Origin of the sequence: Natronosalvus amylolyticus (genome assembly GCF_024298845.1) — an archaeon.
GTDB classification, from domain to species: domain Archaea; phylum Halobacteriota; class Halobacteria; order Halobacteriales; family Natrialbaceae; genus Natronosalvus; species Natronosalvus amylolyticus.
The window spans coordinates 3,002,115-3,028,316 of the sequence record NZ_CP101156.1 but is presented as its reverse complement, the minus strand read 5'-3'; the positions used below and the strand labels follow the sequence as shown (position 1 = coordinate 3,028,316).

Annotated in this window: 24 protein-coding genes; 10 read left to right on the top strand and 14 right to left on the bottom strand. The window is 62.2% G+C overall.

What is annotated here, in order from left to right:
* Position 1 precedes the first annotated feature (1 nt).
* The 3 genes from NLK60_RS19550 to NLK60_RS14180 all read right to left on the bottom strand — a co-directional run bounded on the left by NLK60_RS19550 (position 2) and on the right by NLK60_RS14180 (position 2,126).
* Positions 2-130, bottom strand: coding sequence for a DUF7859 family protein (locus NLK60_RS19550; RefSeq protein WP_256530376.1), 129 nt, complete (start codon positions 128-130; stop codon positions 2-4).
* A 969-nt stretch (positions 131-1,099) separates the two neighbouring features.
* On the bottom strand, positions 1,100-1,630 hold the full coding sequence (locus tag NLK60_RS14185) for a DUF7344 domain-containing protein (RefSeq protein WP_254808428.1): 531 nt from the start codon (positions 1,628-1,630) through the stop codon (positions 1,100-1,102).
* Between the two features lie 325 nt (positions 1,631-1,955).
* Complete coding sequence (locus tag NLK60_RS14180; RefSeq protein ID WP_254808427.1) at positions 1,956-2,126, bottom strand: hypothetical protein; 171 nt, start codon at positions 2,124-2,126, stop codon at positions 1,956-1,958.
* A 167-nt stretch (positions 2,127-2,293) separates the two neighbouring features.
* On the opposite strand from NLK60_RS14180, the gene NLK60_RS14175 reads away from it, so the two are divergent.
* The gene (locus NLK60_RS14175) at positions 2,294-3,142 is read left to right on the top strand and encodes a DUF8054 domain-containing protein (protein ID WP_254808426.1); all 849 of its coding nucleotides are present in this window, start codon (positions 2,294-2,296) and stop codon (positions 3,140-3,142) included.
* Positions 3,143-3,335: 193 nt separating this feature from the next.
* On the opposite strand, the gene NLK60_RS14170 is transcribed toward NLK60_RS14175, so the two are convergent.
* Positions 3,336-3,863 (bottom strand): DUF7344 domain-containing protein, encoded by a 528-nt coding sequence (locus NLK60_RS14170; RefSeq protein ID WP_254808425.1) that lies wholly within the window; start codon positions 3,861-3,863, stop codon positions 3,336-3,338.
* 518 nt (positions 3,864-4,381) lie between these two features.
* Here NLK60_RS14170 and NLK60_RS14165 point away from each other — a divergent pair.
* From NLK60_RS14165 to NLK60_RS14135, 7 genes are all read left to right on the top strand, one after another.
* Positions 4,382-5,140 (top strand): SipW-dependent-type signal peptide-containing protein, encoded by a 759-nt coding sequence (locus tag NLK60_RS14165; protein WP_254808424.1) that lies wholly within the window; start codon positions 4,382-4,384, stop codon positions 5,138-5,140.
* 148 nt (positions 5,141-5,288) lie between these two features.
* On the top strand, positions 5,289-6,818 hold the full coding sequence (locus tag NLK60_RS14160; protein ID WP_254808423.1) for a SipW-dependent-type signal peptide-containing protein: 1,530 nt from the start codon (positions 5,289-5,291) through the stop codon (positions 6,816-6,818).
* A gap of 156 nt (positions 6,819-6,974) precedes the next feature.
* Positions 6,975-8,339 carry a SipW-dependent-type signal peptide-containing protein gene (locus NLK60_RS14155; protein ID WP_254808422.1) on the top strand — a complete coding sequence of 455 codons (1,365 nt, stop codon included), beginning with the start codon at positions 6,975-6,977 and terminating at the stop codon, positions 8,337-8,339.
* 321 nt (positions 8,340-8,660) lie between these two features.
* Positions 8,661-9,341 (top strand): hypothetical protein, encoded by a 681-nt coding sequence (locus NLK60_RS14150; protein ID WP_254808421.1) that lies wholly within the window; start codon positions 8,661-8,663, stop codon positions 9,339-9,341.
* Entirely contained in the window at positions 9,338-10,306 is a 969-nt protein-coding gene (locus NLK60_RS14145; RefSeq protein ID WP_254808420.1) for a SipW-dependent-type signal peptide-containing protein, read from the top strand. The genes NLK60_RS14150 and NLK60_RS14145 overlap by 4 nt, the downstream gene beginning before the upstream one ends.
* Entirely contained in the window at positions 10,306-11,469 is a 1,164-nt protein-coding gene (locus NLK60_RS14140; RefSeq protein ID WP_254808419.1) for a signal peptidase I, read from the top strand. Before NLK60_RS14145 ends, NLK60_RS14140 begins: the two co-directional genes overlap by 1 nt.
* Positions 11,466-12,242 (top strand): hypothetical protein, encoded by a 777-nt coding sequence (locus NLK60_RS14135; RefSeq protein WP_254808418.1) that lies wholly within the window; start codon positions 11,466-11,468, stop codon positions 12,240-12,242. The genes NLK60_RS14140 and NLK60_RS14135 overlap by 4 nt, the downstream gene beginning before the upstream one ends.
* 41 nt (positions 12,243-12,283) lie before the next feature.
* Here NLK60_RS14135 and argF read toward each other — a convergent pair whose 3' ends face one another.
* The 10 genes from argF to NLK60_RS14085 form a co-directional block, all read right to left on the bottom strand.
* Positions 12,284-13,225: an ornithine carbamoyltransferase gene (gene argF / locus NLK60_RS14130; RefSeq protein WP_254808417.1), complete on the bottom strand. Its 942-nt coding sequence runs from the start codon at positions 13,223-13,225 to the stop codon at positions 12,284-12,286.
* Positions 13,222-14,421 (bottom strand): [LysW]-lysine hydrolase, encoded by a 1,200-nt coding sequence (locus NLK60_RS14125; protein WP_254808416.1) that lies wholly within the window; start codon positions 14,419-14,421, stop codon positions 13,222-13,224. The genes argF and NLK60_RS14125 overlap by 4 nt, the downstream gene beginning before the upstream one ends.
* Positions 14,418-15,572 (bottom strand): aspartate aminotransferase family protein, encoded by a 1,155-nt coding sequence (locus NLK60_RS14120; RefSeq protein WP_254808415.1) that lies wholly within the window; start codon positions 15,570-15,572, stop codon positions 14,418-14,420. The genes NLK60_RS14125 and NLK60_RS14120 overlap by 4 nt, the downstream gene beginning before the upstream one ends.
* Positions 15,569-16,486 carry an acetylglutamate/acetylaminoadipate kinase gene (locus NLK60_RS14115; protein ID WP_254808414.1) on the bottom strand — a complete coding sequence of 306 codons (918 nt, stop codon included), beginning with the start codon at positions 16,484-16,486 and terminating at the stop codon, positions 15,569-15,571. Before NLK60_RS14115 ends, NLK60_RS14120 begins: the two co-directional genes overlap by 4 nt.
* Positions 16,487-17,569 (bottom strand): N-acetyl-gamma-glutamyl-phosphate reductase, encoded by a 1,083-nt coding sequence (gene argC, locus NLK60_RS14110; RefSeq protein ID WP_254808413.1) that lies wholly within the window; start codon positions 17,567-17,569, stop codon positions 16,487-16,489. It abuts the gene before it with no gap.
* Entirely contained in the window at positions 17,569-18,456 is an 888-nt protein-coding gene (gene lysX / locus NLK60_RS14105; RefSeq protein ID WP_254808412.1) for a lysine biosynthesis protein LysX, read from the bottom strand. The genes argC and lysX overlap by 1 nt, the downstream gene beginning before the upstream one ends.
* On the bottom strand, positions 18,453-18,617 hold the full coding sequence (lysW, locus tag NLK60_RS14100) for a lysine biosynthesis protein LysW (RefSeq protein ID WP_254808411.1): 165 nt from the start codon (positions 18,615-18,617) through the stop codon (positions 18,453-18,455). Before lysW ends, lysX begins: the two co-directional genes overlap by 4 nt.
* Before the next feature lie 200 nt (positions 18,618-18,817).
* The gene (argH, locus tag NLK60_RS14095; protein WP_254808410.1) at positions 18,818-20,320 is read right to left on the bottom strand and encodes an argininosuccinate lyase; all 1,503 of its coding nucleotides are present in this window, start codon (positions 20,318-20,320) and stop codon (positions 18,818-18,820) included.
* 2 nt (positions 20,321-20,322) lie between these two features.
* On the bottom strand, positions 20,323-21,555 hold the full coding sequence (locus NLK60_RS14090) for an argininosuccinate synthase (RefSeq protein WP_254808409.1): 1,233 nt from the start codon (positions 21,553-21,555) through the stop codon (positions 20,323-20,325).
* A gap of 492 nt (positions 21,556-22,047) precedes the next feature.
* Positions 22,048-23,421, bottom strand: coding sequence for a helix-turn-helix transcriptional regulator (locus tag NLK60_RS14085; protein ID WP_254808408.1), 1,374 nt, complete (start codon positions 23,419-23,421; stop codon positions 22,048-22,050).
* Between the two features lie 183 nt (positions 23,422-23,604).
* On the opposite strand from NLK60_RS14085, the gene NLK60_RS14080 reads away from it, so the two are divergent.
* Both NLK60_RS14080 and NLK60_RS14075 read left to right on the top strand, forming a co-directional pair.
* Positions 23,605-24,108, top strand: coding sequence for a 2'-5' RNA ligase family protein (locus tag NLK60_RS14080; protein ID WP_254808407.1), 504 nt, complete (start codon positions 23,605-23,607; stop codon positions 24,106-24,108).
* A 195-nt stretch (positions 24,109-24,303) separates the two neighbouring features.
* Positions 24,304-26,193 carry a methyl-accepting chemotaxis protein gene (locus NLK60_RS14075; protein ID WP_254808406.1) on the top strand — a complete coding sequence of 630 codons (1,890 nt, stop codon included), beginning with the start codon at positions 24,304-24,306 and terminating at the stop codon, positions 26,191-26,193.
* The last annotated feature ends 9 nt before the right edge of the window (positions 26,194-26,202 follow it).

Below are 26,202 nucleotides of genomic sequence, written 5' to 3'. Positions count from 1 at the left end.
CCTACCGATCCATGCCTTCGCGGAACTCGAGGACGGTTCGTCGCAACAGCAGATACAGGAAGAAGATGAGCGAGAGCAACACGAGCACCATCGCGATGATAACCGGGTCGCTCGGAATGAGATCAACCATACCGACCGTTTCACTGGAGGTATCAAAACCGTTTCGCCAGTGGTCGAAGCCAGGCTACCGGTCATACTACTGCCGACGGGATAGTAGCCAGTGAGGCAATTTACACACCAACCGCGATCCAACCTCGTAGGGTGTACAGTGACTTTCACGGGCGACGATAACTAAAACCGATATTTCAGCTTGCGGTGGGGCTTTTTACCCAACTGACATACACCAGCGTAGACCCCGGGTGTCACGCGGTCACCCTCGACACTACACCGGGGTCATCCAGCGAACCGTCACGACCGAACGTCAGCAGCGACACGGTGCGGTCGGCTGCTCAGACGCCAATGCGTGATGGAGTGCTGATCGCTCGAGCCACCACCTCCCATCGCCCCTGACATGGACGGGCCCCCTTCCAGGCCCAAGCGACACCGGTGGTTCGGGTGTGTCCCCTCTGACGCAGGCCCACGCCTCGAGAGCACTCCAGCGTGTGTGGTCTCATCCGCTCATACTCGAGTGTGCACTACTTGCCACTATAATCAGAGTGTATGGCATTATATAAGAAGTGTATAGTATAGAAACCATAGTAAAATACGCAGAGAGTGTACCTTACACTTCAGTTGTAAGACCATACACTACGTGTTTCATAGTAATATGGAGTCAGGTTTCCTCGAGAACGAGATGCTGCCAGCTCGAGCGTGTAAAAACGGCAACGGTGTACGCGATCCCCCCAGATCGGCCGTTGCGATGGGTTCCCCTTTGGACGCCCGGCACGCCGGCGAGATGGACCCGCCAAACGCAGGGCAAACGGGGAGGGCAGCAGTGTGGTAACGTGCTGCTATATATTGCTTATGGCCCATCCTATATAATTGTGTAGGTTAGTCCGGTGAGACGACGAACGAATCGCCGGCACAAGGGAACCTTGAATCGGACAGGCGAGCATCGGTGGTTCGAGACGCCCCGAAACGTCGGCCAGGAACCGCCGAGTTATGGGGAGAATAGGTCGCCGTCCGCGCGAGTATATAGCAATGCCGACACCACCAGCACGGCAGCCGTGGACGCGAGTACCACCGTGGCTACTGTGACCGATTGAGGCACCAGACCGAACCAGAACGCGATGGCGACCAGTGCCACAGTCAGCCCCAGACCGAGCCAGTACGTTCCCCAGGAAAACGCCGCTGGGTCATCGCGCTCGAGGTAGGTCTCGAAGAGACTGTGCGTATCTGTCAGACTAACTGTCCCCCTCGATTTATCGTAGGCAACGATTCCGTCACGTTTGAGCACCGGCAAGTGTGATTGATACAGCGAGGTGTACACCCGCTTGCGTTGTTTGTACGTGACTTCCGACGGTGAAATCTCGTTCTCCGTCGCTGCGACCCACTCCGAGAGATCACGCAGCCGAACAACGGTACCCCGATTCTGGCTCAGATACTGCAACGTCAGCCGTCGTCGACGATTCGATAGCGTCTGAAATATCTTGTCTCTGGACAGCTCGCCGTCCCCCAACGGCTGCGCCATCGTGGTTCCCCCGGTGGCAAGGGTGTTGCCACTTCTATTCGAGTCATTTCCCCCCATGTTTACTACTCGGTAGCAAACAGCATAATCTTGACTGAATTACCATTTTGAAGTAGTATTAAAAGTAACAGACATTCACGGCAAACCAAATTAACTCACAGAGACTATTATCGTCTCTGATAGGTGAGTCGTCGGTCCAGTTGGCCAATCACTGATAACCAGTTACAACAATCCTTACCAGCGTTTCGACGGACTGGAACTGTTAAGGGTTGGAGACGGGCGAAACGGTAGCCGACGATTTCGCCGTGGGTAGGTATCAAGCAGACGGCTACCGCGATTGTAATGTGGAATAAAACCCAGCAGCCACCAACACCAGTCCAAGCCCCATAGTTGCATACTGTACGTGCCAGGAGGCGCTATCCAGAACAACCATACCGCCGACAGCGAGCGCTAAACCCGCAGTCAAAAGTGCGACCCAGACCTGCTCTTCGTCATTCATGTGCGTTACTGGATAATACATCAGTGTTAATATTTTCGCTCGGGTGCCCCTTCGCAAGGCGACGCCCCCGCCAGGTGTCGGCCAACTGGTGACAATCGAACCCACACAAGACAACGAGGAGACGGTAGGATACACGCAACTACACCCTCGAAAAACGATGAGGAATCATGCATCCGGTAACGCGAGCGCGAGCGGCCCTTCTAGCAGTCAAAAATCCAACGTACACCGGCGAAAACCGATGTATCCCGTGTACAGTACTCAATCTGGCCATCGCTGGCGGGCTCTCAGTAGCCGTCGGACTGATCACGGCGCGGTCGGACGGCGGATTTGCGCTCGGCGTCGCCGTCGGGACGTTCGTGTTCGCCGCCGCCGTCATTTACTTCCGCGGATTTCTGGTCCCGGGAACGCCCCGATTCACCAAACGCTATTTCCCAGACCGAGTGCTCGCGTTCTTCGACAAAGCGCCTGCGCACGCGACAGGCAGCGTCGCCGACCCGCAGGACGTGTTGCTCGAGGTCGGTATCGTGGTCGACGACCCGTCGGTCGGCGACCTCGTGCTCGACCCCGCATTCGAGCGTCAGTGGACCCGGTCGATTGCACAGTATCGTTCGAACGAGTCGGCGCTGAAAACCACCCTGGCGGATCTCGCTAGAATCAGCGCGGACGCGATCGAACTCGAGGAACGTCCACACGCCTTCACCGCCTGGGCCGACGGCGAACGCGTCGCCAACTGGCCCTCGCGGGCGGCCTGTATCGCCGACGCGGCCGCTGTGGACAGCGTCACCGAGTGGGATCCAACGTGGGAAGAGCGGTCGCTCCCGTTCAAAGCCGACCTGCTCGGCGTCCTTCGACTGTTCCTCGAGACGTGTCCGACCTGTGATGGCACGGTCGACCTTTCACAGGACGTCGTCGAATCCTGCTGTCGGCGACGGGACGTGGTCGCTGCCACCTGTCTGGACTGTAACGCGCGGCTGTTCGAGATGGACGTCGATCTGTCTACCCTGGGCGAGGGGTAACTCGCCCACTGGCAGCTACAGGACACACAACGAGCGAGAAACGCACGCCACAGACCGGAACGCACAGCCGGCCAGAACATACCGTCTCTGTCGGCAAAATCGTTGCCAGCGCTCTTTTTCGATGCCGAATACGGGTCCGGTAACGATCCAAAAAAGGACGAAGTCGTCTCGAGCAAGCGATCCGCAGCGGGGGTTATCGACGGAGCGTCCGCAACAGGAACCAGCGGTTCGACCAGAGTTGAGCACCGATCACGACGGCAAATGCCGCGAGAAACGCGCTGGTCCACAACAACGGATCGATCAGGCTCACCAGCGGTACCTCGAGCAACGTCCCGAGAACGATCAGCAGCGAGACGATGCCGAGCGAGCGGTACACTTCACTCCAGGTGACGCCGTATGGCGTGACGACCTCCATGTACCGCTCGACGTCACGTGCGTGATCACACAGTGACACCGTGTGTGCGGTCCGGTCGTAGGTGACGACCCCAAGTTCCTGCAGTTTCGGCAGGTGGGTCTGATGGAGCGAACTCCGGACGCTCTCGAGGGTCGTTCGTGGCGGTGGCGACTGGCCGGTTTCACTGACCGAGATGGCCGTCGCCAGCTCTCGTAAGTCGATCGATCCCCGCTCCGCGGTCGTCAGGACGCGTAAGGTTTCCCGGCGACGACCGTTTGCCAGGATTTCGTAAATCTCCCCCTCCGGTAATCGTGTCGTGTTGAACATAGTTTGGGCCTCCCCCACCGGAACCACTGGACCGTACTGACCCCCCATCTCGGATTCGGTCTCGTGATCCTCCACACCGGCTCAGGGAACGGTTTGTCACCTGTTAACCGACGTAACGACAGTCGGCAAGGCGTGATGACACCGTATCCCTATCACAGGTCGGTACGAGTCTATCGTCGTCAACACTCGTCACTACGCGGACCGTACCGTGAGTGGTACGCAAGCCCTGTTTCGAGCAAGGACCACTCATCAGCCGAGATGACACCGGTAGGGTCGCAAAGCCGGTGCTCGAGGAGACCGGTAGCCGTGACATGACGGCGCGTCAAGGGAGCCTCGAACGACCGGCAAGTCGGGCCTACAGCCTCCGAATGGGTGATTTGGTCGGGCGTCTCGAGGCCGAACGTGTCGTTCGAAGATGACGTTCTCACTCCTAACTACGACCCCTCCACACCCCGGATAGAGCTAACTGAGCGACCACCGACGCCCGTTGGGGTTCACGGCCGCTCGGGGAATAAACCATGACCGACGACAAAATCAACACAATTGGACTGTCCCGTCGACGCGTGCTCGGCGGCATCGGCGCTATTGGCATCGCATCCGCGGGGGCGGGGATCGGGACGACAGCGTACTTCAGCGACCAGCAGAGCTTCGAGAACAACACGATCACTGCAGGGACGTTCGCGCTCACCGTCGAGCAGTCGATCCAGCACCTCGATCAGGACGATATGGGTCCGGATCAAGACGCCTACGAAAACGGTGCGGACGGTGACGGTATCTGGGTACAGTCACCAATCGACATCGAGGACGCAAAACCCGGTGACGAGTACAAGTTCTGCTGGGACATTACCGTCGACGACAACCCCGGCTACGTGGTTGTTGTCGGCGATTCGAGCGAGATGAACGGTGTGCAGGCGGAGAACGTCAGCCTGTCCGACCTCTGGGACATCGACGATATGGACGACCTTTCGACGATCGGTGAATCGGCGACCGCGGCCCTCACGACGACCGTCGGCGGTGATGACTACTCGGTACAGTACAGCTCACTCGCCAGTCTCCTGGCCAGCCTCGAGAGCGGCATCATCGTCTCGGACGACAGCGGCAACGCAGTAACCTTCCAGCCCGGCGAGACGGTGACCGTCTGTCTCGAGATCACGATTCCAACCGACGTTGGGAACGAGATCCAGGGCGCAGTCCTGACCTCGAGCATGACGTTCTACGCCGAACAGGCTCGCCACAACGACCCTGCTGGCGTGTTGGCTGCGGCGATGGACGACTGAGAGGAACCGCTATCGACCACCAATACCCATCCAGGCACCGGGCGCTCGAGCGCTCGAGGGCCTTCACGCTCCAGTGACTGCAGCCACATTTCGTGATGCAGTGGCGGTTCGACTCCGCCGGTGGGATTCCCCGGAGGGGGACATCATCATGACGAACACAAACGACAAACTAGGGCTCTCGAGACGCCAGATTCTCGGGAGCATCGGAGCGATCGGTGTCGCGTCCGCGGGAGTCGGCATCGGCACGACCGCGTACTTCAGCGACCAGCAATCGTTCAGCGGGAACACGTTGACTGCGGGGACACTCGGAATCAAGGTTGACTGGCAACAGCGCTACTGGGGTGCCGCGCCGGACGTCCGACCGCAGGACTACGCGACGAAAGGGGAAGTACCGAACTACCCGTACGTAAACGCGTTCCCGGACGACGCGGGCGACGGCGAACAGGATCTCGGTGGCGTCGTCTACGGCGGCGAGAACGCCGTCTTCAGCGCTGCCGACGTCCCAGCGTGCTGTCCCTGTGCTGAGTACGAGTACTACGTGACCTACGAAGGGCAGTCCTACTGTATCGCACCGATCATCGACGAACGCACACCCGAAGCGTTCTACGACGACGACCGCAGTTCGGTCTCCTCGAGATTCCTCGACATTCAACGGGAGAGCGCGGCCGTCCTCTTCATCTACCGGCAGGATCTGGGCGACGGCGAACTGGGCGACCCACGCCTGTTTTTCGTCCTCGACAAGTTCGGGAACGAAGACGGTGGCGGCTACGCATCGTTCGTGATCGAGGGCGATCTCACCAATGCCAACTGGGAGAGCCTGGACTGGGAAGTCGAGGACGATCCCGGAGCCACGAGCGACGACGACTACTCGATCACCGCCAGCGAAGCGACCGCCGACTGGATCTGGGGTGACGAGCGCACCGACGGTGGCGTACTCGGCTCGCTCACCGAAAATTTCGCCCTTCGAATCAATCCCAACCTCAACGGAGCAGCAACCCTCAGCGGCGGTGGACCGAACTTCGATCCCGACTTCGACACCGGCGTCACCAGTCTCGTCATCCTGGACGGCGACGCCTCCGGAGACATCGTGCTCGAGTCCGACCTTGGAGGCCCACAGGCCGACGACGACCTCTCGGACATCGTGATCCACAGCGAGTGTGGGCTGGACATGGAGGCAGCCAGCGCTTCTTTCGGTCCGAACGAAAACTCGCTGATCGAACTCGATGACGTGAAACCGGGCGACAGTGGCGAGGTGACGTTCTCGCTCCACGTCTGTGACAACCCAGCGTACATCTGGGTCGGCGCAGCAAACTTCCCGGCCGAGAGCATCCTCGGCGAGTTCGTTCGCGCGAGGGTTCGACTCGTCCCTGGCTGTCTGAACGAGCTCGATGGGTTCGACGACATCGCCGACTACGATGGCCCCGCCGTCTTCGAGGGAACGCTCAACGAAGTGTTCGCGGCTATTGGCGACGGCAGTTTCCAGGGGATGCCACTCACCAACGAGGACGGAGACGCCTGCTTCTACCCGGTCGCAGACTCGACGTGCGTAGCCTTCGAGTGGTGGTTCCCGATCGGCCAGGACGACGTCAACGATGCTCAAGGCGAGAGCGTCTCGTTCGACGTCGGCTTCTACGCCGAACAGTGCCGCCACAACGACGATCCGACGATGGCTGCCTGAATCGCGCTGAAACAATCGGCCACGTCCGCACTCACCGACGCGGCACCTTTCCCACTTGGAACACACTCCTCGAGTCGACTCGAGGAGCATGACGCGAAACCAGTTCGCGGAACGGCGGTTCGACTCCGCCGGTGGGACTCCCCTCGGGGACACACCATGACAACCAAACAACCAAACACCATCGAACTCACTCGCCGCCGCCTCCTGGCCGGCCTCGGTGCCGTCGGGGTAGCGAGCGCTGGTGCCGGAATCGGCACGACGGCGTACTTCAGCGACAATCAATCGTTCGAGGGCAACACCCTCACCGCGGGGGTGCTCGACCTGAGCGTGACCTGGCAACAGCTCTACTTCGGGGCAGATCAGTCGGTCCGACCACAGGACTACGGAGGCGTTGGTCGACCGTTCGTCAACGCCTACCCGGACCACGACGGAGATGGGCTCCAATCGTTCGAGCGCGATGACGGCGTCCACCAGTACGTCGACCTCGGAGCGTACAACGACCCGATCGATGCGGCGAAAGCCGGCACGAACCTCGCGTTCGCCTGTGCGGAGATTGCCACGTTTGACGAGCCGTCGTTCGCACCGAACCAGGAGTCGCTCATCGAACTCGAGGACGTGAAACCGGGCGACTCGGGTGAGATAACCTTTGGTATCAAACTCTGTGACAACCCCGGATACATCTGGCTTCACGGCGATCTCGTGGCGGAAGGCGACGGGGGACATCCCGAGAGCAACGGCCCCGAACTCGCCGACCTGATGACCGCGCGTGCCTGGTACGACCTGAACGGGAACAACGTGTTCGACGTTGGCGAGCCAGGAATTATCACCGGCACCCTCAGAGAGGTCCTCGAGGCACTGAACGAGGGCGTCATGCTCGCGTACGACCCCGATTCGGACCTCGGCGTTCCAAACGACGGGACGGGGGTATCGGGAGACGGCGAGACGCTCGAATCCGGTGACGAAGAACGCGTCCAGGGAAATCCGACGTGTGAAGACCTCGGCCTGTTCCGGGCGATCAAGATCGAATCGGAGGATCTGCCGGAAAACGTGGGCGACTCCGAGACCTACCCGACGCCGGTCGGTGACGTCACGGTCACGGTGACTGCCATCTCCGACGACGACGTCCGGGAGTTCGACTTCGAACTCGACGGGTTCGAAGTGAGCGCCGTCATCGTCAAAGGCGGGCCGGTTGCGAACGTGTACAGCAAATCGGACACCGATGGGTACCTCACAGCGAACTCGGGCGAAGGACTCCAGGCCCCAATAAATCAGAACAACAACCAGCCATACGGCGTGAGCCACATCAGCTTCTGCTACGACGTCGTGCCACCGGAAGAACCACCAGAAGAGGACTCGCCCTGCTTCCAGCCGTCGAACACCCGGTTCATCGCGTTCGAGTGGAGCCTCCCCGCCTTCGTCGGGAACGAAGTGCAGGGAGATAGCGTCGCATTCGACCTGTCGTTCTACACCGAACAGTGCCGGCACAACCCGGATCCGGCGAATCCGTTCGAGCAGGAATGAGTCGATTCGTTCGGGCCGGTTTCGAGAAACAGGAGGGACCCTCGAGTACAGCCCGATGATCGCCCTCGGGTGCAGTCCACCAGGGCTCGATATCACTGGTAGGATGAGCCTGTCGGCCTCGAGGGGCGTGCTTGCGCGTTCGTTCGCGGCGGTAGTATCGCCCTGTCGGAACCGTTCACAGGCGGTAAGCCGATCATCCATATCCAGCTACACGACGCAGAAGCTATCGACTGCCCTCGCACTCGAGCACGCGAAACGGCTGTGCACCGACGCGAGACCGAACATCGCGGCCCCGGCTGCGAACACTACGGAGAGGAAACAGTGAAACCACAACTAGAAACAATCAGCCGTCGACAGGTTCTTGGGAGCGTCGGCGTCGTCGGAATGGTGGGGCTCGGGTTTCGTAGACCCGGCGTCACCGACGATGGGCCGGCGTATACCGACTACACGTACGCCCGACCCGACGACGAGAACGGGCCGCGACTTCGCGTTGCCTGGTACAGCACGTACAACGGAGCCGTGAAAAATACGACACCAGGGACCGACGAGTACGTCGACGGCTACAGCGAGACGATCTACGGCCCGCTCGTCGCCGAATCCAACGTGTTACCCGGCGATTCGGGAACGATTGCACTCAGCTGCGTAGCCGAGGAGATGGATGCGCGAATACGACTGTTTCCAACGGTCGCTGGTGATCTGAGCCAAATCGTCGAGATTGCGTTCTGGCACGACACCGGCGTCCTCGGAATCGGCGGCTGTGCCGGCACCGACCAAATACCCGACAACCCCGCCTATCGAGGAACGCTGGCCGCGTTCAGCGAGGCCTACGGCGAGAACGGCTTGCTGTTGCGAAACGGCTTCAGTAACTGCCTCTCAGAGGGCGACAGACACTGTCTGGGCTTCGCCTGGTGGCTCGACGAATCGATAGGAAACGAGTGGCAAGGGCAGGGACTCGAGTTCGGGCTCACGTTCGTTGCCACGCAGTGTGGTGGGCTGCTATGAGCCGTCGTCACATGTACCTGAGTCGCCGGCAAGTCCTCGCCGCAGTGGGAACCGTCGGTACCGTCGGTGCCGTCGCCGGTGCTGGCACCAGCGCGTACCTCAGCGATCGCGAAACCTACACGAACGCAGCTACCGCCGGCACGGTCGACATCGACGTCGCGTGTGACGCGTGTTCGGCCGTCGGCGGGACACTCGCGTTCGGTTTCGACGACCTCGACCGTGGCGCAGCCGGGACGCTCGAGGCATCCATCAGCGTCGAGTCGAATCCCGCCCGACTCTGGTTGCGGACGAGCTGTCCACCGGAAACGGACCCGTTGGGCGACGCCATCGAGGGCTCCCTCACCGCCGACGGCACACGCCTCGCTACAGGAACGCTCACAACCATCTCTCGAGTGCTCGCCACGGGCGTCCGGCTGGATAGCGACTGTCTCGAGCCGGCTACGCCGTTCGACCTCGAACTCGAGTGGGAACTCCCGGAGACAGTCTCTGACACGCTGGCAGGCGAATCGACGACGTTCGTCGTCTCCCTGGTCGCCGAACAATGTCGACACGTCGACGAAGCGTCCGTGGCCGATCCCTTCGCCGGCGTCGAACCCTGTGCAGAGCCGCCGGCGTGTGTGGAGTGTCCGCGTTCGGGTGGCAAACGAATCGCGAGTGCAACGTTCGAATACGACGGCCCGGGCGGCCCAGTTGGCCTCGAGCTCGTCCGTTCCGTCGGGACGTCGGAACCGGGTCGCACGGTCGAACCCGGTGACACGTTTACCGCGCTCTTGCACGATCCGCCCGATATCAAGGGGAATGCCGACTTCGACGTCATCGTGGACGGTACCACGATCGGTGACTTCCACATCAGCTGTTCCCGCCCGTTCGGTCCCGGACTCGAGATCACGGACGGAACGCACACGCTGACCGTCCTCGAGGCGGTCGACACCGACGGGAATCGCCTCTGTGAGGTATCCAACTAATGAGTTTCAAACGAATCGTGAACGTGCTGGGATTGCTCCTGTTGATCGCCATCGTGGTGCCGTTCGCTATCTACGGCGCGCCGTGGGTGATCGGCGGCGAGTACAGCTTCGTCGTCCTCACCGGGAGCATGGCCCCAGCCATCGAACCCGGAGACGTCGTCATCGTCGGTGAAACCGATCCAGGATCGATCGGCGACGGAGACGTCATCACCTTCCTTCGGGGGGACGCTGAAGCGCCGGTGACCCACCGCGTCACTGACGTGTACGAAAGTGACGCTGGCATCGCGTTCGAAACGAAAGGCGATGCCAACAACGAGGTAGATGCCTCGCTGGTTCCCGCCGAAAACGTTCTCGGCGTCGTCATCCTCTCGATTCCGTACATCGGCTACGTGATTCAGGCGACCAATACGCCGGTCGGCTTCGCCGTCGTCGTGTTGCTTCCGGTAGCACTGTTCGTCGGTTCCGAACTCTGGCGGCTGTTCAAAGCGGCTCGAGGAAGCAAAGTGGCTCACGCAGCGCACACAGACGTGGCCTCAGTTGCGGAGCCGGATGCGTCACCATCCGGGGAGGCTGAGACGATCCCAACCGGGGAAACCGAGACGACCCCACCAAAGGATGCAGACGCGCAAATCAACGGTGGAGAGGAGAGCCTCGCGGAAGTTGTCGCCGAAAGGCCCACCAACGCCGAGGTGTTGGATGGCGACGAACCGGTGACCTCACTCGAAGACGAAGCGGCCGTCGAACCGGAGCCAGCCTCGAGCGCGAACGGCGTGTCGATCACCGCCGCCGATCTCACGCTCTCGACCGGGCTCCTGATACTCGTCGCCCCGTATGCGATCTATGTCGCTCTCGAGTTACGAACCGGGCTCGCGTTCTCGGTCGCGTTTGGGGCGACGTTCTCGCTGCTTGCCGTCGGCGCGCTCCAGGTAGGGGCCTGGTATGGGGCCTCGAGGGGAGCAACCGACACCGAGCCGGGCGACGGGTCCGACGACCAGATTTCGGACCACTCGACTGATCGAACCGAACTCGAGTCGACGACTGCGGACGGTTCGCACCGTGTCGATCGATCAGGAGCGATCGACGATGCGTTCGACGAGTTCGAACCGGCGAGCGTCCGACCCGTTCCGGAGACCGACGGCGGCGACGAGGTGATCGACCGATGAAGGCGACTCGAGGATTCGTCGTCCTCGTCTGTCTACTGGTCGTCACCACCAGCTTCCTCGGCGGACTGGCCACCGTCGCGGTGTTCTCCGATCAGGAGCGCCTCGAGGCGACGTTTACCACGGCCGATACGTTCAGCGAGCAAGCCGCGTCGAACGACTCACTCGAAGGCTTTGGCGGCAACGAGAGTCCGCAACCGGACGCCAACGACTCGAGTGGACCTGACACCGATAACGGTTCAGCTACTGAACCACCTGCGTTTGCTGACGGGCCACCCGCTGGCACGGACGGGCCGGGAGACAGCGACGCGCAAAACGACTCAGCCACCGAGAGCAAAGCTGCAGAGAATGGCGACCAGGAGCAGAACGAATCTGAGACCGACGCCGAAGCCCAGAACGATCAGGAAGCCGCTGATGACGAGGGTGACGAAGCCACCACTCAAGACGACACTGAGGGAGCCCCAGACGACGAAGGTTCGTCCGATTCCGACGAAACGGGCGAGCAGGAAGATACTGATACGAACTCGGAGAGCGAAGACGAAACCGAGGACGCTGACGCCGAATCCGACGGTGATACCGAAGCTGACGAGTACAGCCCCGGTACTGACGACGGTGATCAGGAGGAGAACGACGAACAGGACGAGGCAGACACCGACGGGGAACAGGACGAGGCAGACACCGACGGGGAACAGGACGAATCGGACACTGACGAGGAACAGGAGGAGAGCGGCGACAACGAACAGGACGAATCAAACACCGACGACTCATTCGAGTGAGTCGATTACTCGAGTGGTTTCGTCCAAGAAAGCGTGCGTTCTCACTCGAGCAGCCAGCTCAACAGTGCTTTCTGCGCGTGGAGTCGATTTTCCGCCTGATCGAAGACCACCGAGCGCTCGCTTTCGATCACGGCGTCGGTGATCTCTTCGCCCCGGTGAGCCGGCAGACAGTGCATGATCGCGGCTTCGGGCGCACCCTCGAGCAGGTCCTCGTTGACCTGGAATCCGTCGAACTTGCGCAGTCGGATCTCGCGTTCATCCTCCTGTCCCATGCTGACCCAGACGTCGGTGTAGACGACGTTTGCGTCGGCGACACCCTCGACCGGGTCGGTCGTCGTCGTGGGCGCTCGCCCGAGTTCGGCCGCCCGCTCGAGGACTTCGTCGTCGACGGCGTGGTCTTCGGGGGTGACGACCGTGAGGTCGATGCCCGCGATGGCACAGCCGAGCACGAACGACTGGGCGACGTTGTTGCCGTCACCGATCCAGGTCGCCGAGACGGACTCGAGGTCGCCAAAGCGCTCTCGAATCGTGAGCAAGTCGGCGAGCGTCTGGCACGGGTGGGCGTCGTCGGTCAGGCCGTTAACGATCGGGACCTCGGCGTATTCGGCCAGTACCTCGATGTTCTCGTGTTTGAACACCCGCGCCATCACCGCGTCGACGTACCGCGAGAGCGTCCTCGAGGTATCTTTCAACGGCTCGCCGCGACCGAGCTGGATGTCATCAGCGCCGAGGAAGATAGCGTGGCCGCCGAGTTGAGTCATCCCCGTCTCGAAGGAGACGCGCGTCCGGGTGCTCGGTTTCTGAAAGAGCATGCCGAGCGTTTTCCCGTCGAGGTCCTCGTGAGGTTCACCGCGGTGTTGAGCGAGTTTGTAATCGGCCGCCCGATCCAGGACGGTGATGAGTTCCTCGCGGCTGAGGTCGTCGATGTCGAGGACGTGTCTGACCCCATCCGAGGCCTGGCCCCCGGCTGCATCGGGGCTCACGATCCATCACCCCGCAACGAAGCGCCGACCCCCTCGAGGACGGCGATCGATCGGTCGTAATCGGACAGTGCGAGTCGTTCGTCTGGGGCGTGATCGAGGTTGGATTCGCCCGGACCGTAGGTGACCATCGGGCACGACCACGCGCCGGCATAGAGGTTCATATCACTGGTTCCAGTTTTTCTGACGAGACGTGGATCACCGCCCGCCTGGCGAATCGCCACGCGAAACGCCCTCGCGAGATCGGTTCGCGGGCTCTCCATCACCGGCGGAATCGGCTCCCGCCAGGCGACGGTGCCCGTCTCGAGTTCGGCTTCGGCCGTCTCGCGCACGCTATCGGCGTCGAGGCTCGGCGGAATGCGCAACTGCGCCTCGAGCGTCGCCTCTACCGAGAGGCCGTCATCGCTGGTGCCGCCCTCGAGGGAGACCGGCTTTGCGGTCACCTGCTCGAAGACGGGTTCGTAATCGTCACCTTCGAACGCAGTTTCGACCGCCGACCACCAGCGAATCGCCTGTTGAATCGCGTTCGGTTCCGGCCGGGAGGTGTGCCCGGACTCGCTGGTCGAGACGTACGTACCGGCCAGAAAGCCGCGGTACCCGAGGGTGATGCCGTCGACGCCGGACGGTTCGCCGTTGACGACGGCGTCGGGAGCCTCCCGGTCTTCGACGAGGTGGCGCGCACCCCTCGAGTCGGTCTCCTCGCCGACGACACCGACGAACGAGACGCCAGTGTTGACGGCGGCGACGGCCATCGCCGCCAGCGGGCCGGTCGCATCGACGCTGCCGCGCCCCCAGAGGACGTCCTCGTCGGGGTCGGCGACCGGGTCGTCCGCAGCGGCGGGTTCGACACGCACCGGAATGTCCCCAGGCACGGTATCGATGTGTGAGGTCATGAGTACGGCGTCGTCGGCCGGCGCGCGTACGTTGCCGACCGAATCCAGCCAGACCTCGCGGTCGTGGGCCTCGAAGAACTCGAGCAATCGTCCGGCCGCCGCGGATTCATCACCTGAGGGCGACGGAATCGAAACGAGGTCAATCAGCAACTCGCGGGCGGCTTCGAGCGAGACCGAACGGTCGTCGCCGTCATCCGATTCAGTCGTCGATTCGGCGTCGGCCTCCGGGTCGGTCGTCGATTCGGCGTCGATATCCGAATTGTATTCTTCGTCGCTCTCGCCGTTCATATCGGTTTCTGCGGTCATGATTCGGCTTTCGGTGCCAGGATGTCAGAGAGCGCCGCGACCAGGTCGTCGGCGTGTTCGCGCTCGAGCACCAGCGGCGGCAACAGTCTGACGACGGTTCGACCGGCCGGCAACGCCAGAATCTGGTGTTCGAGAGCCAGGTCACGGAGGACACGATTGGCGCCACGTTTGACCTCGACGCCGACCATCAGTCCCTCGCCGCGAACGTCGCGGAGGGGAATCTCGGATTCCTCGAGTTGTGCTTGCAGGTAGTTACCGACCTCTGCCGCGTTGCCAGCCAGGTCGTCGTCGACGAGGACGTCGATGGTGGCGTTTGCAGCCGCACAGACGACCGGGTTACCAGAGAACGTCGAGCCGTGTGGCCCCGCGTCGTCGGCAATCCAGTCGGCACAGAGCGTCGCGCCGAGGGGCAGGCCGCTGGCGAGGCCTTTCGCGCTCGTCAGGATGTCAGGGGTGACGCCCGCACCTGCGACAGCCTCGTGCTGGCAGGCCCAGGTCGCACCCGTGCGACCCAGTCCGGTCTGAATCTCGTCGAAGACCAGTGCAGTGTTCGTTTCTTCGGTAATCTCGCGAGCCGTCTCGAGGTAGCCCTCGGGAGCGGGATGGATGCCACCCTCACCCTGAATCGGCTCGAGGATGAGCGCGGCGGTGTCGTCGTCGACGGCCGCCGCGAGTTCCTCGCTGTCGCCGTAGGTGACGAACTCGATATCCTCGAGCAGCGGCTCGAACGGCTTTTTGTACTTTGGTTTCCAGGTAGCCGAGAGCGTCCCCGCGGTACGTCCGTGGAAGGCCCGTTTCGCGGCGACGATTTTCCGCCCGCCGGTCGCGCTGCGGGCGAATTTGAGGGCCGCTTCGTTGGCCTCGGTCCCGGAGTTACAGAGCCACACGTTCTCGAGGTCGCCCGGGGCCAGCGCGGCCAGACGCGTGTGCAAGTCGGTGCGAGCACTCACCGGATACGAACCCTGTACGTACAGCAGTTCGCCCGCTTGCTCCTGAACGGCTTCGACGACGCTCGGGTGACAGTGGCCCGTCGGGGTACAGGCGTAACTCGCTCCCGCGTCGAGATACTGGTCGCCAGCTTCGCTCGTCAGGTAGACCCCTTCGCCCGAGGCGATGGAAATCGGTTTCTCCGAGAAGACGAAACCGCTCACGTGGAATCACCTCCAGTGGGTGCGACCGCGTCCTCCGCAACCGATGCTCCCTCGAGGCCCAACGCGCCGGGGGTCATCGTCGTCCCGTCGCCCGCGAGTGCGCTCGTGACCGGTCCGTCGGCGTTCGCATCGCCAACAACGACGCTCGTGGCCCCCGTTTCGAGTGCTTCTTTCGCGGCCATGACTTTCTTCGTCATGAACCCTTCAGCGGCGTCTTCGACGGCCTCGAGTGCCGCTTCGGTCGTCGCTTCGTCGATCTTCGTCGACTCGTCGTCTGGGTCGGCATAGATGCCCGAGACGTCAGTCAGGAGCACGAGGTCGGCCTCGAGTGCCCCTGCGACGGCCGCGGCAGTGCGGTCAGCGTCGGCGTTGACGGCTGTGTAGCCACCGCCCTTTTCGGCCCCGAGGACGGGACCGCCCACAACAGGCACGTACCCGCCCGAAAACAGCGTCTCGAGCAGGTCGGCGTTGACCTCGTCGATGGTACCCGAGTGGTCGCCGCGTTTGATCTTCTTTTTGCCGTCTTCTTTGACGCGGACGGCGGATTTGCGCTTGCCCGCGAGCAACTGGCCGTCGACGCCAGAGAGTCCAACGGCGTCGACGCCCTCGTTCTGAAGGGCCTCGACCAGGTCGGTGTTGAGCTTCCCGGGCATCACCATCTTGAACACGTCCATCGTTCGCTCGTCGGTGAACCGCCCGACGACGCCGCCGGGAGTCTCCACGTAGGTGGGTTCCTCGCCCAGTTCCTCGAGCGTCTCGTCGACGGCGGTCGAGCCCCCGTGAACGACGACGACGTTCGTGCCCGCTTCGACGAGGGCAGCCACGTCAGCCAGCGCACCGGCCGGGTCGACGGCGCGAGCGCCGCCGATTTTGACGACGACCGTCTCGCTTTCGGGAGACGAGTTCGTCGCCATCTACGGCGCCCCCACGGGATGAAGTCCCGTAAACTCGAGGCCGGCCGTTTCCTCGAGGCCGAGTGCGATGTTCGCGGCGTGGACGGCCTGTCCAGCCGAGCCTTTCATCATGTTGTCGATGGCCGAGAAGACGACGATCCGCTTGTTCGAGGGGTCGAGTTCGAACCCGACGTCGCCGTAGTTCGTCCCGGCAACCGCTTTCGGTTCGGGGTAGCGGTAGACGCCCGACCCGCCGGCGGCCATGCGGACGAACGGTTCGTCCTCGTAACACCCCCGGTAGGCCTGCCAGAGGTCGCCCTTCGAAACCGGGCCCGAAGGGAACACGTGGGCCGTCGCGCTGGCCCCACGAATCATATCCACGGCGTGGCAGGTGAACGCGACCGAAGTGCCCAGAAACTGCTCGATTTCGGCCTCGTGGCGGTGCCCCGTCGGCGCGTACGGGCGTACGATGCCAGAGCGTTCAGGGTGGCTCGAGGCTTCGCCGCCGCCGGCCCCGCCTTCGGAGGAGCCGACTTTCACGTCGACGACGATTTGCTCTCCCCCATCGAGGATCCCGTGTTCGAACAGCGGGTAAAGGCCGAGGATGGTCGCCGTAGCGTTACAGCCCCCGCCGGCGATCAGGTCCGCGCCCGGCAGGTTCTCACGGTTAATTTCGGGAAGTGCGTACTCCGCACGCTCGAGGTACTCGGGCGCGCTGTGGCCGTCGTACCACTCGTCGTACTGTGTTTCGGTCTCGAGACGAAAGTCAGCCGAGAGGTCGACGACGGTGTCTGCGACCTCGAAGAAGTGGTCGATCTGGTCCATCGAGACGCCGTGTGGCGTCGCCGTAAAGAGGACGTCGACGCTCTCGAGGTCGCCGGGTTCGCTAAATCGCAGGTCGCTGCCCCGAAGCGGTGGATGTTTCGAGCCGACGCTCTTGCCCGCAGCCGAACGGCTGGTCGCCTGTTGAATCGCAAAATTGGGGTGTCCGTCGAGCAATCGCAGGAGTTCACCACCGGTGAAGCCGGTGCCGCCGACGACGGATGCCGTGACCGTCTCGTTCCCGGTGGCATCAACAGACGAACCGGCCGCTTCCGTTGCCATCAGGCACGCACCTCCATCGACGGGGTGTCGGCTTCCGCGGCCGCTTTCTCCTCGAGCCAGTCGACGACGGCACCGGGAACGTCGATGTCGACCGCGTCGTTGAGCGCCTTGAACTCGACGGTGTGGTTGACCTCGTGGACCGTATAGGAATCACCGGTCTCCATGAGGTCGACGCCGAGCAGGCCGCCGCCGACGGCGTCGCTCGCTTTCTCGACAAGGTCGAGCGCCTCGTCGTCCAGTTCGAACGGTTCGGTCTCCGCACCTTTCGCCGCGTTGGTCAGCCAGTGCTCCGAAGAGCGCGCCATCGCCGCGATGGGCTCGCCGTCGACAGCCAGCACGCGCATGTCGCGGCCAGGTTTGTCGACGAACTCCTGGACGTAGAACACCTTGTGCTCGTAGTGACCGAGCGTGGCCTTGTGTTCGAGAATAGCCTCGGCAGCGCTTTTCGAGTCGATTTTGGCCATCAGTCGCCCCCACGAACCCACGACGGGTTTCAACACGCAGGGGTAGCCGAACGATTCGATAGCCTCGAGGGCGCTCTCTTTGGTAAACGCAACCTTCGTCGCAGGTGTGGGAACGCCAGCAGCCTCGAGTGCGAGGCTGTTTTTGACTTTGTCCGCACACACCTCCGCCGTTTCGTTGCTGTTGACGACGGGGATGTCGTAGGCTTCACAGAAGCGCGTCGCGTACAGGCTACGACTCGTGGCGAGACAGCGGTCGATGACCAGATCGAGGTCGTCGAACGCCTCGCCAGCTTCCTGGATATCGAACGCCTGCTTGCGGACGTCGATCTTTTCGACCTCGTGGCCGCGCTCGCGAAGTTCGTTCAACAGGAGCTTCTCGTCCCGGCGGATTCGCGAGTAGAGGATTCCTACTTTCAAGGTCACTCACCCCAGTCCTCTTCAAGCTCGGGGGCTTTCTCGAGGACTGGCGGCTCGACATCGATTACTTCCAGCTCGGCTCCACAGGTCGTACAGTCCACGATCTCTCCCACTTCCAGATCGGCGTGCAGGGTCAGGTCCGCCCCGCACTCAACGCATTGGGTCATTGTACTCCATCATCGGCGGCGATAGCCCTTAAACCCTTCGAAAGTGTTTGTAAAATTAAGTATCCTATGGTTGCCTCTAACGGAGTTAAAATGCTTCAGGCCGCGTTTTCGTTTTCGAGTATCATCGAATAGGTAGTTTGTCCCCGGCGGGGGACGGCGGCCGTCGTCGCGGCCGCATCCGCGGCGGTTTCCGACGCGGTTCACACATACGCCATCACCGCCGTACGGAGCGCGTCGTGAGCGGCCTCGAGGCCCGATACCCGTTCGTCGACGGCGTCGGTATCCGCCTCGAGGGCGGCCGCGGCCGACTCGATCTGGGCGTGAACCGCCTCGGGGGCGGGCCCGCCAACGGAATCACGACTCGCGACGCTGTGGTCGGGATCGAGTGCCGTCTCGAGCGTCTCGCCGTCGACGTACGCGTCGAGCGGTTCTGCGAGCACCTCGCCGGCGGCCGCCTCGATTGCTGCGGCGTCCCCGCCGCGTTCAGCCGCGAGCGCGACGAGTTCGTGTGCGGTACGGAACGGGACGCCGTTCGCTGCGAGCAGGTCGGCAACGCCCGTCGCCGTCGAAAAGCCAGCGCCGGCTTCCGCGGCCAGCGCCGCCTCGTTCCAGTCGGCCGTCCCGACTGCACCCGCCGCAACGTTCGTCGCCTCGAGGACGGCGTCGACGGTCGACCACGCGTGTGGCGTCGCACGCTGTAAGTCGCGGTTGTACGCCCGTGGCAGTCCCTTGAGCGTCGTCGTCAGCCCCTGGACTCCGCCGGCCGCATCGCCCGCGACCGCGCGGACGAGTTCGAGCGTGTCCGGATTTTTCTTCTGAGGCATGATCGACGACGTCGACGAATAGTCGTCCGAGAGGACGACGAAGCCGCGGTTCGCGAAGAGTATCACATCCTCAGCCAGCCCGGAAAGCGTCGTCGCGAGCGTCGACAGCGCCTGCACGGTCTCGAGCAGGAAATCACGGCTCGAGGCGGCGTCCATCGAGTTCTCGAGGACACCATCGGAGCGAAGCCCCGACGAGGTGTCACTCGTCCGACTCGCGACACCGCCGTCGAACCCGAGCAACGCCGCCGTACGTTCGCGGTTGATGTCGAAGGTCGTCCCGCCGAACGCCGCCGCACCGAGCGGCGAGACGTTAATCCGATCGTACGCTTCGAGCAGGCGTTCGGTGTCGCGGCGAACCGCCTGTTCGTACGAGAGCGCCCAGTGACCGACCGTCACCGGCTGGGCCGGCTGCAGGTGGGTGTACCCGGGCATCGTCGTCTCGGTGTGTTCGGCGGCTACGTCAGCCAACGTTTCTCGAAGCGTGAGCGTTGCCTCGAGGGTCGCGAGGACGTCTTCGCGAAGGCGATAGCGGATACACGTCGCCACCTCGTCGTTGCGAGAGCGAGCAGTGTGCATCCTTCCGCCGTCGGGCCCAACCGTCTCGATGACGGCCGTTTCGATAGCCTCGTGGACGTCTTCGCCATCGGGCAGGTTCCCGTGGCCCTCGACTTCGATGGCGTCGAGCGCGCTCAGGATGTCGCCTGCCGTCTCGTCGTCGATGACGTCACACTCGGCGAGCATCACGACGTGTGCGCGGTCGACCGCGAGGTCGGCCTCGAAAATCCGTTCGTCGGCCGCGAGCGAGGAGAGGAACCCTCGAGCGGGGCCGCCGCTGAAGCGGTCGCGGCGGACGACACTGTCGCTGGATTCCTCGGACATGGTTATTCCTCGCTTGCCCCGCCGTCAGTGGCGAGTTCGACCTGCTGGTCTTCCTCGGCCGCTTTGGCCGCCTTTTTCGCCAGGCGACGCTGGAAGCCGTGATACTTCGCGACGCCCGTTGCGTCCTCCTGGGCGATATCGCCGACGGATTCGGTGTCGAAAGAGGCTGCCGCAGCGGAGTAGGCCGCGTAGGCGCTGTCACGCCCGACCGCGCGTGCCTGCCCACCCTCGAAGCGGATCGTGACGGTTCCCGTCACGCGTTTTTGCGTTTCGGCGATGAAGCCCTCGAGAGCGTCCACGAGCGGCGCGTCGATGAGCCCCTCGTAGGCTTTCTGTGACCACTGCTGGTCGACCTGGGCCTTGAACGAACGTTCTTCCTGCGTTAGAACGAGCGCCTCGAGCGCTTCGTGAGCGTTGAGCAGCGTCGTCGCGGCGGGGTGCTCGTAGTTCTCACGAACTTTGAGTCCGAGCATGCGGTCTTCCATCACGTCGGAGCGCCCGACGCCGTAGGCTCCGGCTTGCTCGTTGAGCGTCTCGATGAGCGTCACGGGGTCGAGTTCCTCGCCATCGAGGGCGACCGGGTAGCCGTTTTCGAACTCGATTTCGATCGTCTCGCTATCGCCGGTTGGTGCCGACGTCCACTCGTAAATCTCCTCGCCGGGGACGTAGGCCGGGTCCTCTAGTTCGTTCCCTTCCACCGCGCGCGACCAGATGTTCGTGTCGATGGACCAGTCACCTTCGTTCCCGCCCTGGACGGGCAGGTTCTTCTCTGCAGCGTACTCCTTTTCCCAGTCGCGGGTGAGCCCGAGTTCACGGATCGGCGCGATGACCTCGAGATCCGAATCACGCCAGATTGCCTCGAAACGCAACTGGTCGTTTCCTTTGCCGGTACAACCGTGTGCGACGCCCGTACAGTCGTGTTCCTGTGCAACCTCGAGAATCTTCGAGGCGATGATCGGACGTGCGAGCGCCGTCCCGAGCGGATACCCCTGATAGGTCGCGTTCGCGCGAACGCCGTCGAGACAGAGTTGAGCGAATTCCGCTCGCGCGTCGACGACGTAGTGTTCGAGACCGAGGGCTTCAGCTGTTTCTTCGGCTTCGTCGAACTCGCTGGCCGGCTGGCCAACGTCGACGGTGACGCCGATGACGTCGTCGTATCCGTACTCTTCCTCGAGCAGCGGCACACAAATCGTCGTGTCCAGTCCGCCCGAGAACGCAAGTGCAACGCGTGTCATGTGGTACTCGAGGAAAGCGGGAGTACGGACTTAAATTCATTGGTTTAGTTTTTGTAATTTAGGTGCGTGGCGGACGCTAACCGGGAAAAACAGGGTTTCCTGCAAAGTTGCAATATACTGGGGTCAGGGGATGAAGTAAGAGTGGGCCTAGCGGCCCGGCCGTGGTCGCCGCGGTCGAACGGAGGCGTCGCTGCGTCCAGCGAGAGCGAGCGCGGAGGCAGCGAAACGGGTCATCTACACAATCGTAACGTTTTGCGACTATTAAAGGCTGCTGGATGGGCAAATGTTACATTTTCAGATTCACAAACAGGTTCGAGGAGGGGAAACGGTCACTCGAGTGTGGCGGGGCAAAACCGTGACATCACATCTGAATTACCTCGGCCACCGGGGAACAGGTGTCGCGATTTGATCTCCCGATAGCGTTCGGTGTTGTGGTCAACGACCATCTCGGTTTGCGCTTGGCTGATTCACAGTGACAACAGTTCGGGGGGACTAGTTCCCTTCATCAGTGTCAGAGCCACGTTCGCTCGAGGGCGTTGATTCGTAGGGAGTCGCATCCGTCGGACCGGATTCGCTGCCCGGCACCGCTGCCTCACCCGTTTCCGTCAGCGTCAGCACGTTCTCGCGACCGATTCGAAACGCGTCGATCGATCCGTCCTCGCGTAGCCTACCGACGACCTGACTGGTCTTCGCCTCGGTCCACTCGAGCGTCGAAACAACTTCCTGTTGTTTCATCCGGCCGCCCTCTTCGGCGAGCAGTTTCAACACCCGCTCTTCGTTGCTCAACAGCTCTTCGGGTGGTCGCTGAGGACCGGTGACAGGCGGTGTCGACGCACTCGCATCCGTCTGATGCGCCCGTTCTGTCTCCGGGCGGAACACCCACCAGCCGAGTGTACCAGCAAGCACCATCACGAGCAAGAGCAAGCCCACCAGCCACGAAACAGGGACGAGTGAGTCTGGTTCCGATTCGCTCTCGGCCTCCCCTGCAGTTCGCTCCATCAGTTCGATGAACGGCTCCCCCTCGAGAAAGTCCGTTGCCTCGCCGTTCCAGATGGCCGCCCGGTCTCGGCTATCGTCGGGTTCCGGTTCGATCGTCCGATGCTCGTAGGCCTCCGGCCAGGTGACGATCAGTTGCATCCGGTCGTCCAGAGCGAACGCACCGAACGAATCACCGACTTCGATCCGGTTGAGTTCGACTCTCGCAAACTCCTCCCACTGGAAACTAAACCGGATGTAGCCCGTTTCCTGTGGTGTCGACTCCTCGTCGATCTCGAGACGGAAGTCGCTCGCACCCATCTCACGGCCCGTGGACTCGGCCGCCGCATCGACACGATCCGACCAGTTCGATTCGAAAATCTCGAGATAGCCGTCAGGGTCCGATTCGATCTCCTCGCGGGCATCTTCCCAGCGGTCGCTCGCGTTGTTGTCCTCGTCAAGCCGATAGCGATACTCGAGACTCCAGGTAGCCGAACCGTTCTCTCGAACGTCGACGCTGACGACGAGTTCGTCGTACCCTTTTGGCGTCGGCCCGATGCGCTGGCTCTCGTTCGCCGTCGACTCCTCGTCAGTACTGACGTTCCCATCAGTAACGGTATCGTTGTCACTCGAGTCCGTCTCGTTCTCCGTACTTTCGTTGTCAGTCGTCGTCTCGTTTCCGTCCTCGAGGCCGTCATCGGTCTCGTTGAGCACAATGACGGACGGCCCGCTCACGGTGACCGATTCCACCGCTTGTTCGGTCGGCTCGAATGGGGTCGTACCGGCACCAGTGGTACTTCCGTCGGCCGTCACAAGCGATGGAAATCCTGTAATGCAGCACCCGAGCACGACGAGCGCACAGAGGAGCGCTCGGTGCTCCCTCGCATCCATCGTTCACAGTTGGTATGGCCGTACAAATATGTCTTTCCGACACGGCACTCGTTGACGTGGCAGTTGTCCGACAAACTCGAGTTGGCCGATCCGCCATCCCATCGTGATCAGCAGGCGTGTTGAGACACCCCGCCGGACACAGAGACCAGTAGAGTGATACACCGCAACGCCCTAGGCTGTGGCGTGTACAGCGTCACCGTTCCCGTTCCCGGCCGGGTCCGTGCACTCGCCGGCGAACTGTACCCAGATCTGGTCGCCTTCGACACCGTTCGAGAGGACCACACCTGTCTCCTCAAACGACTCGGTGAGGCCGAACACGGTCACGCACACCTCCAGCAGCGAACCCATCGCGCACTCGAGGGTGCGCCGGCCGTCGAAGCCCAGATCACCGGGATCGACTACTTCGAAGACCCACCGCTTGGCACCGCACCCGTCGTCTACCTGGCCGTCGAGAGCCCCGGCCTGGAGTCGATTCACCAGACGCTTAGCGAGACGTTCGGACCGGTCGACGGTCTCGAAGGCGATGCGTACGTCCCGCACGTCACCCTCGCCCGTGGTGGTGACCTCGAGCGGGCACGAACGCTTTCCGAACGCGACATCGACCCGGTCACCTGGACGGTGAGCGAACTCGCGTTTTACGACGGGGGGTATCGGCTGCCGATCAGTCGAATCTCGCTGCCTGCCTGATCGGGTTCGAGAGCAGACGCACGATGGACGCCACTGGATCTTTCTTCACCGGAACAATCATTTACTGAAAGCAGAATGGAGGGTATAGGTAACACGATCGATGTCCCGCAAAACCTCCCTTCCCCACACCACGATCGAGAGTAAAGCGAGTGAAGAGGCTGCGTTATCCTCTCAGTTGACGGAGAGGGATCAACGATGAACGGACCTGGCCTCTCACGCGGGACGGCCATACTAGCGGTCGTCGGTGGGCTTGTCCTGGTTCTTTCGGCGGGACTCATCGCACAACTTGGCGGCCTCTCCGGCGATGCGCTCTTCGCGTTCGTGCTGGGTATCGCGAGTATTGCAGTCGTCGGGACCGGAGCGATACTGACAGCCCAGACCGTTCGGCCAATCGAGCAACTACAGACGGACGTCGAGCAGTTTACGACAGGGCAAAACGCATCGCTGCCGACCGATCGGGAAGACGCCATCGGTGAGCTAGCGCGGACGATCGAAACGCTCGAGCGCGAACGGGTCGAAGCCGAGGCGAAAGCCGCACAATCAGCGTCCGATCGACAGTCAGCAACTGAGCGCCTCGAAAGCATCGAAGCGACCCTCGCCGAGTATAGGGCCGTCCTCGAGGCGACGAACACTGGCGATCTGACGCGACGGATGGACCCCGACGTCGAGAGTGACGCACTGGCTGCCCTGGGAACCGAATTCAACGAAACGATGGCCGACCTCGAGCGAACGATCGAAGAGTTACAGACCGTCGCCGATGGCGTCGCGACCTCGGCCGAGACCGTGACCGAAGAGACCCACGCAATCGAATCCACCAGCACTCAGGTAAGCCGGTCGATCGAGACGATTAGCCACGGTGCAAACCGCCAACACGAGAATCTCGCGACGGTCGGTACCAGAATGGACGACCTCTCGACGACGATCGAAGAGATCGCCGCCTCCTCGAACCAGGTCGCCGAACTCGCCGGAAAAACTGCAGAAAGCGGCCGTCGTGGTCGTGTGGCAGCAAAGAACGCGATTGACGGGATCGAACAGATCGAATCGGTCAGTGAAACGGCCGTTGGCGAAATCGAGCAACTGGCGGACGAAATCGCCGAAATCGACGAACTGATCGAGTTCATTACCGAAGTCGCCGATCAAACGAACCTGCTCGCGCTCAACGCCAACATCGAAGCCTCCCGATCGGGGTCGAATACGAGCGACGGCGAAGGGTTCTCTGTGGTCGCTGACGAAGTGAAAGAGCTCGCCGTCGACACGAAAGAGGCAGCAGAAGCCATCGAGCAGCGTCTCGAGCGAATACAACGGATGACGGACACCACGGTGTCCGTCGTTCGTGATACCGGTGAACAGGTCGCCGAAAACGCCGACACTGTCGACAATGTCGTGGAAGCGCTCGACGAAATTGCGGTGTACTCCGAGAAGACGGACGATGGGATTCGAGAGATTACGACTGCGACGGAAGCGCAGGCCGCAAACACGCAGGAGGTCGTCGCCGTCGTCGACGAAGTGACCACTATCGCCGAACGAACGAGCGAGGAAGCGGCGAACGTGGCAACGGCGGCACAGGATCAAAACGCCGCGATCAGCCGCGTTGCGAAAAGCGCCAGCGACCTCACCCATCAATCGGAGCAACTCAGCAGCAGTCTCGAGGCGTTCAACACTGACGTCGAGGTCGATGTCGACCCGTTCCCCGGTGAGTGGATCGCCTCAACCGAAACCGTGCCTGCCGAACCGGACGCAAGCTCGAGTAACACCGTCGAAGACCGGCTCGAATCGGCCGTACGAGCGGCACAGACGACCGGCCACACGTCGAAACCGGCTGATCGCGAGCGTGACACCCAGGATACCGATACGCCCGCTATTGCTGCCACTCGACTCAGACAGGCCGTCATCGACGCCTACCCCGGCGATGAGCCACCGTGGCACGCACTGGCGCGAATTCAGCTCAAAACTGGCTACGACCTCGAGGACGCCGATCCCAACGAGCAATTGCGCGGTGACCGGTATCGCGAAGTCGTCGCTGCCGCGCACGAAATCACCGATGGGAAACTCGACCTCGAGTCCATCCCTTACCGTGACGAGTGATTCGCCTCG

Bases quoted from the DNA above. Each gene is read 5' to 3' on its own strand.
- NLK60_RS14090 (WP_254808409.1), bottom strand. From the start codon at position 21,555: ATGACACGCGTTGCACTTGCGTTCTCGGGCGGACTGGACACGACGATT.
- NLK60_RS14135 (WP_254808418.1), top strand. From the start codon at position 11,466: ATGAAGGCGACTCGAGGATTCGTCGTCCTCGTCTGTCTACTGGTCGTC.
- NLK60_RS14185 (WP_254808428.1), bottom strand. From the start codon at position 1,630: ATGGCGCAGCCGTTGGGGGACGGCGAGCTGTCCAGAGACAAGATATTT.
- NLK60_RS14160 (WP_254808423.1), top strand. From the start codon at position 5,289: ATGACGAACACAAACGACAAACTAGGGCTCTCGAGACGCCAGATTCTC.
- NLK60_RS14165 (WP_254808424.1), top strand. From the start codon at position 4,382: ATGACCGACGACAAAATCAACACAATTGGACTGTCCCGTCGACGCGTG.
- argH (WP_254808410.1), bottom strand. From the start codon at position 20,320: ATGTCCGAGGAATCCAGCGACAGTGTCGTCCGCCGCGACCGCTTCAGC.
- NLK60_RS14140 (WP_254808419.1), top strand. From the start codon at position 10,306: ATGAGTTTCAAACGAATCGTGAACGTGCTGGGATTGCTCCTGTTGATC.
- NLK60_RS14180 (WP_254808427.1), bottom strand. From the start codon at position 2,126: ATGAATGACGAAGAGCAGGTCTGGGTCGCACTTTTGACTGCGGGTTTA.
- NLK60_RS14085 (WP_254808408.1), bottom strand. From the start codon at position 23,421: ATGGATGCGAGGGAGCACCGAGCGCTCCTCTGTGCGCTCGTCGTGCTC.
- NLK60_RS14145 (WP_254808420.1), top strand. From the start codon at position 9,338: ATGAGCCGTCGTCACATGTACCTGAGTCGCCGGCAAGTCCTCGCCGCA.
- NLK60_RS14115 (WP_254808414.1), bottom strand. From the start codon at position 16,486: ATGGCGACGAACTCGTCTCCCGAAAGCGAGACGGTCGTCGTCAAAATC.
- NLK60_RS14125 (WP_254808416.1), bottom strand. From the start codon at position 14,421: ATGACCGCAGAAACCGATATGAACGGCGAGAGCGACGAAGAATACAAT.
- NLK60_RS19550 (WP_256530376.1), bottom strand. From the start codon at position 130: ATGGTTGATCTCATTCCGAGCGACCCGGTTATCATCGCGATGGTGCTC.
- NLK60_RS14175 (WP_254808426.1), top strand. From the start codon at position 2,294: ATGCATCCGGTAACGCGAGCGCGAGCGGCCCTTCTAGCAGTCAAAAAT.
- NLK60_RS14075 (WP_254808406.1), top strand. From the start codon at position 24,304: ATGAACGGACCTGGCCTCTCACGCGGGACGGCCATACTAGCGGTCGTC.
- NLK60_RS14155 (WP_254808422.1), top strand. From the start codon at position 6,975: ATGACAACCAAACAACCAAACACCATCGAACTCACTCGCCGCCGCCTC.
- lysW (WP_254808411.1), bottom strand. From the start codon at position 18,617: ATGACCCAATGCGTTGAGTGCGGGGCGGACCTGACCCTGCACGCCGAT.
- NLK60_RS14170 (WP_254808425.1), bottom strand. From the start codon at position 3,863: ATGTTCAACACGACACGATTACCGGAGGGGGAGATTTACGAAATCCTG.
- argC (WP_254808413.1), bottom strand. From the start codon at position 17,569: ATGGCAACGGAAGCGGCCGGTTCGTCTGTTGATGCCACCGGGAACGAG.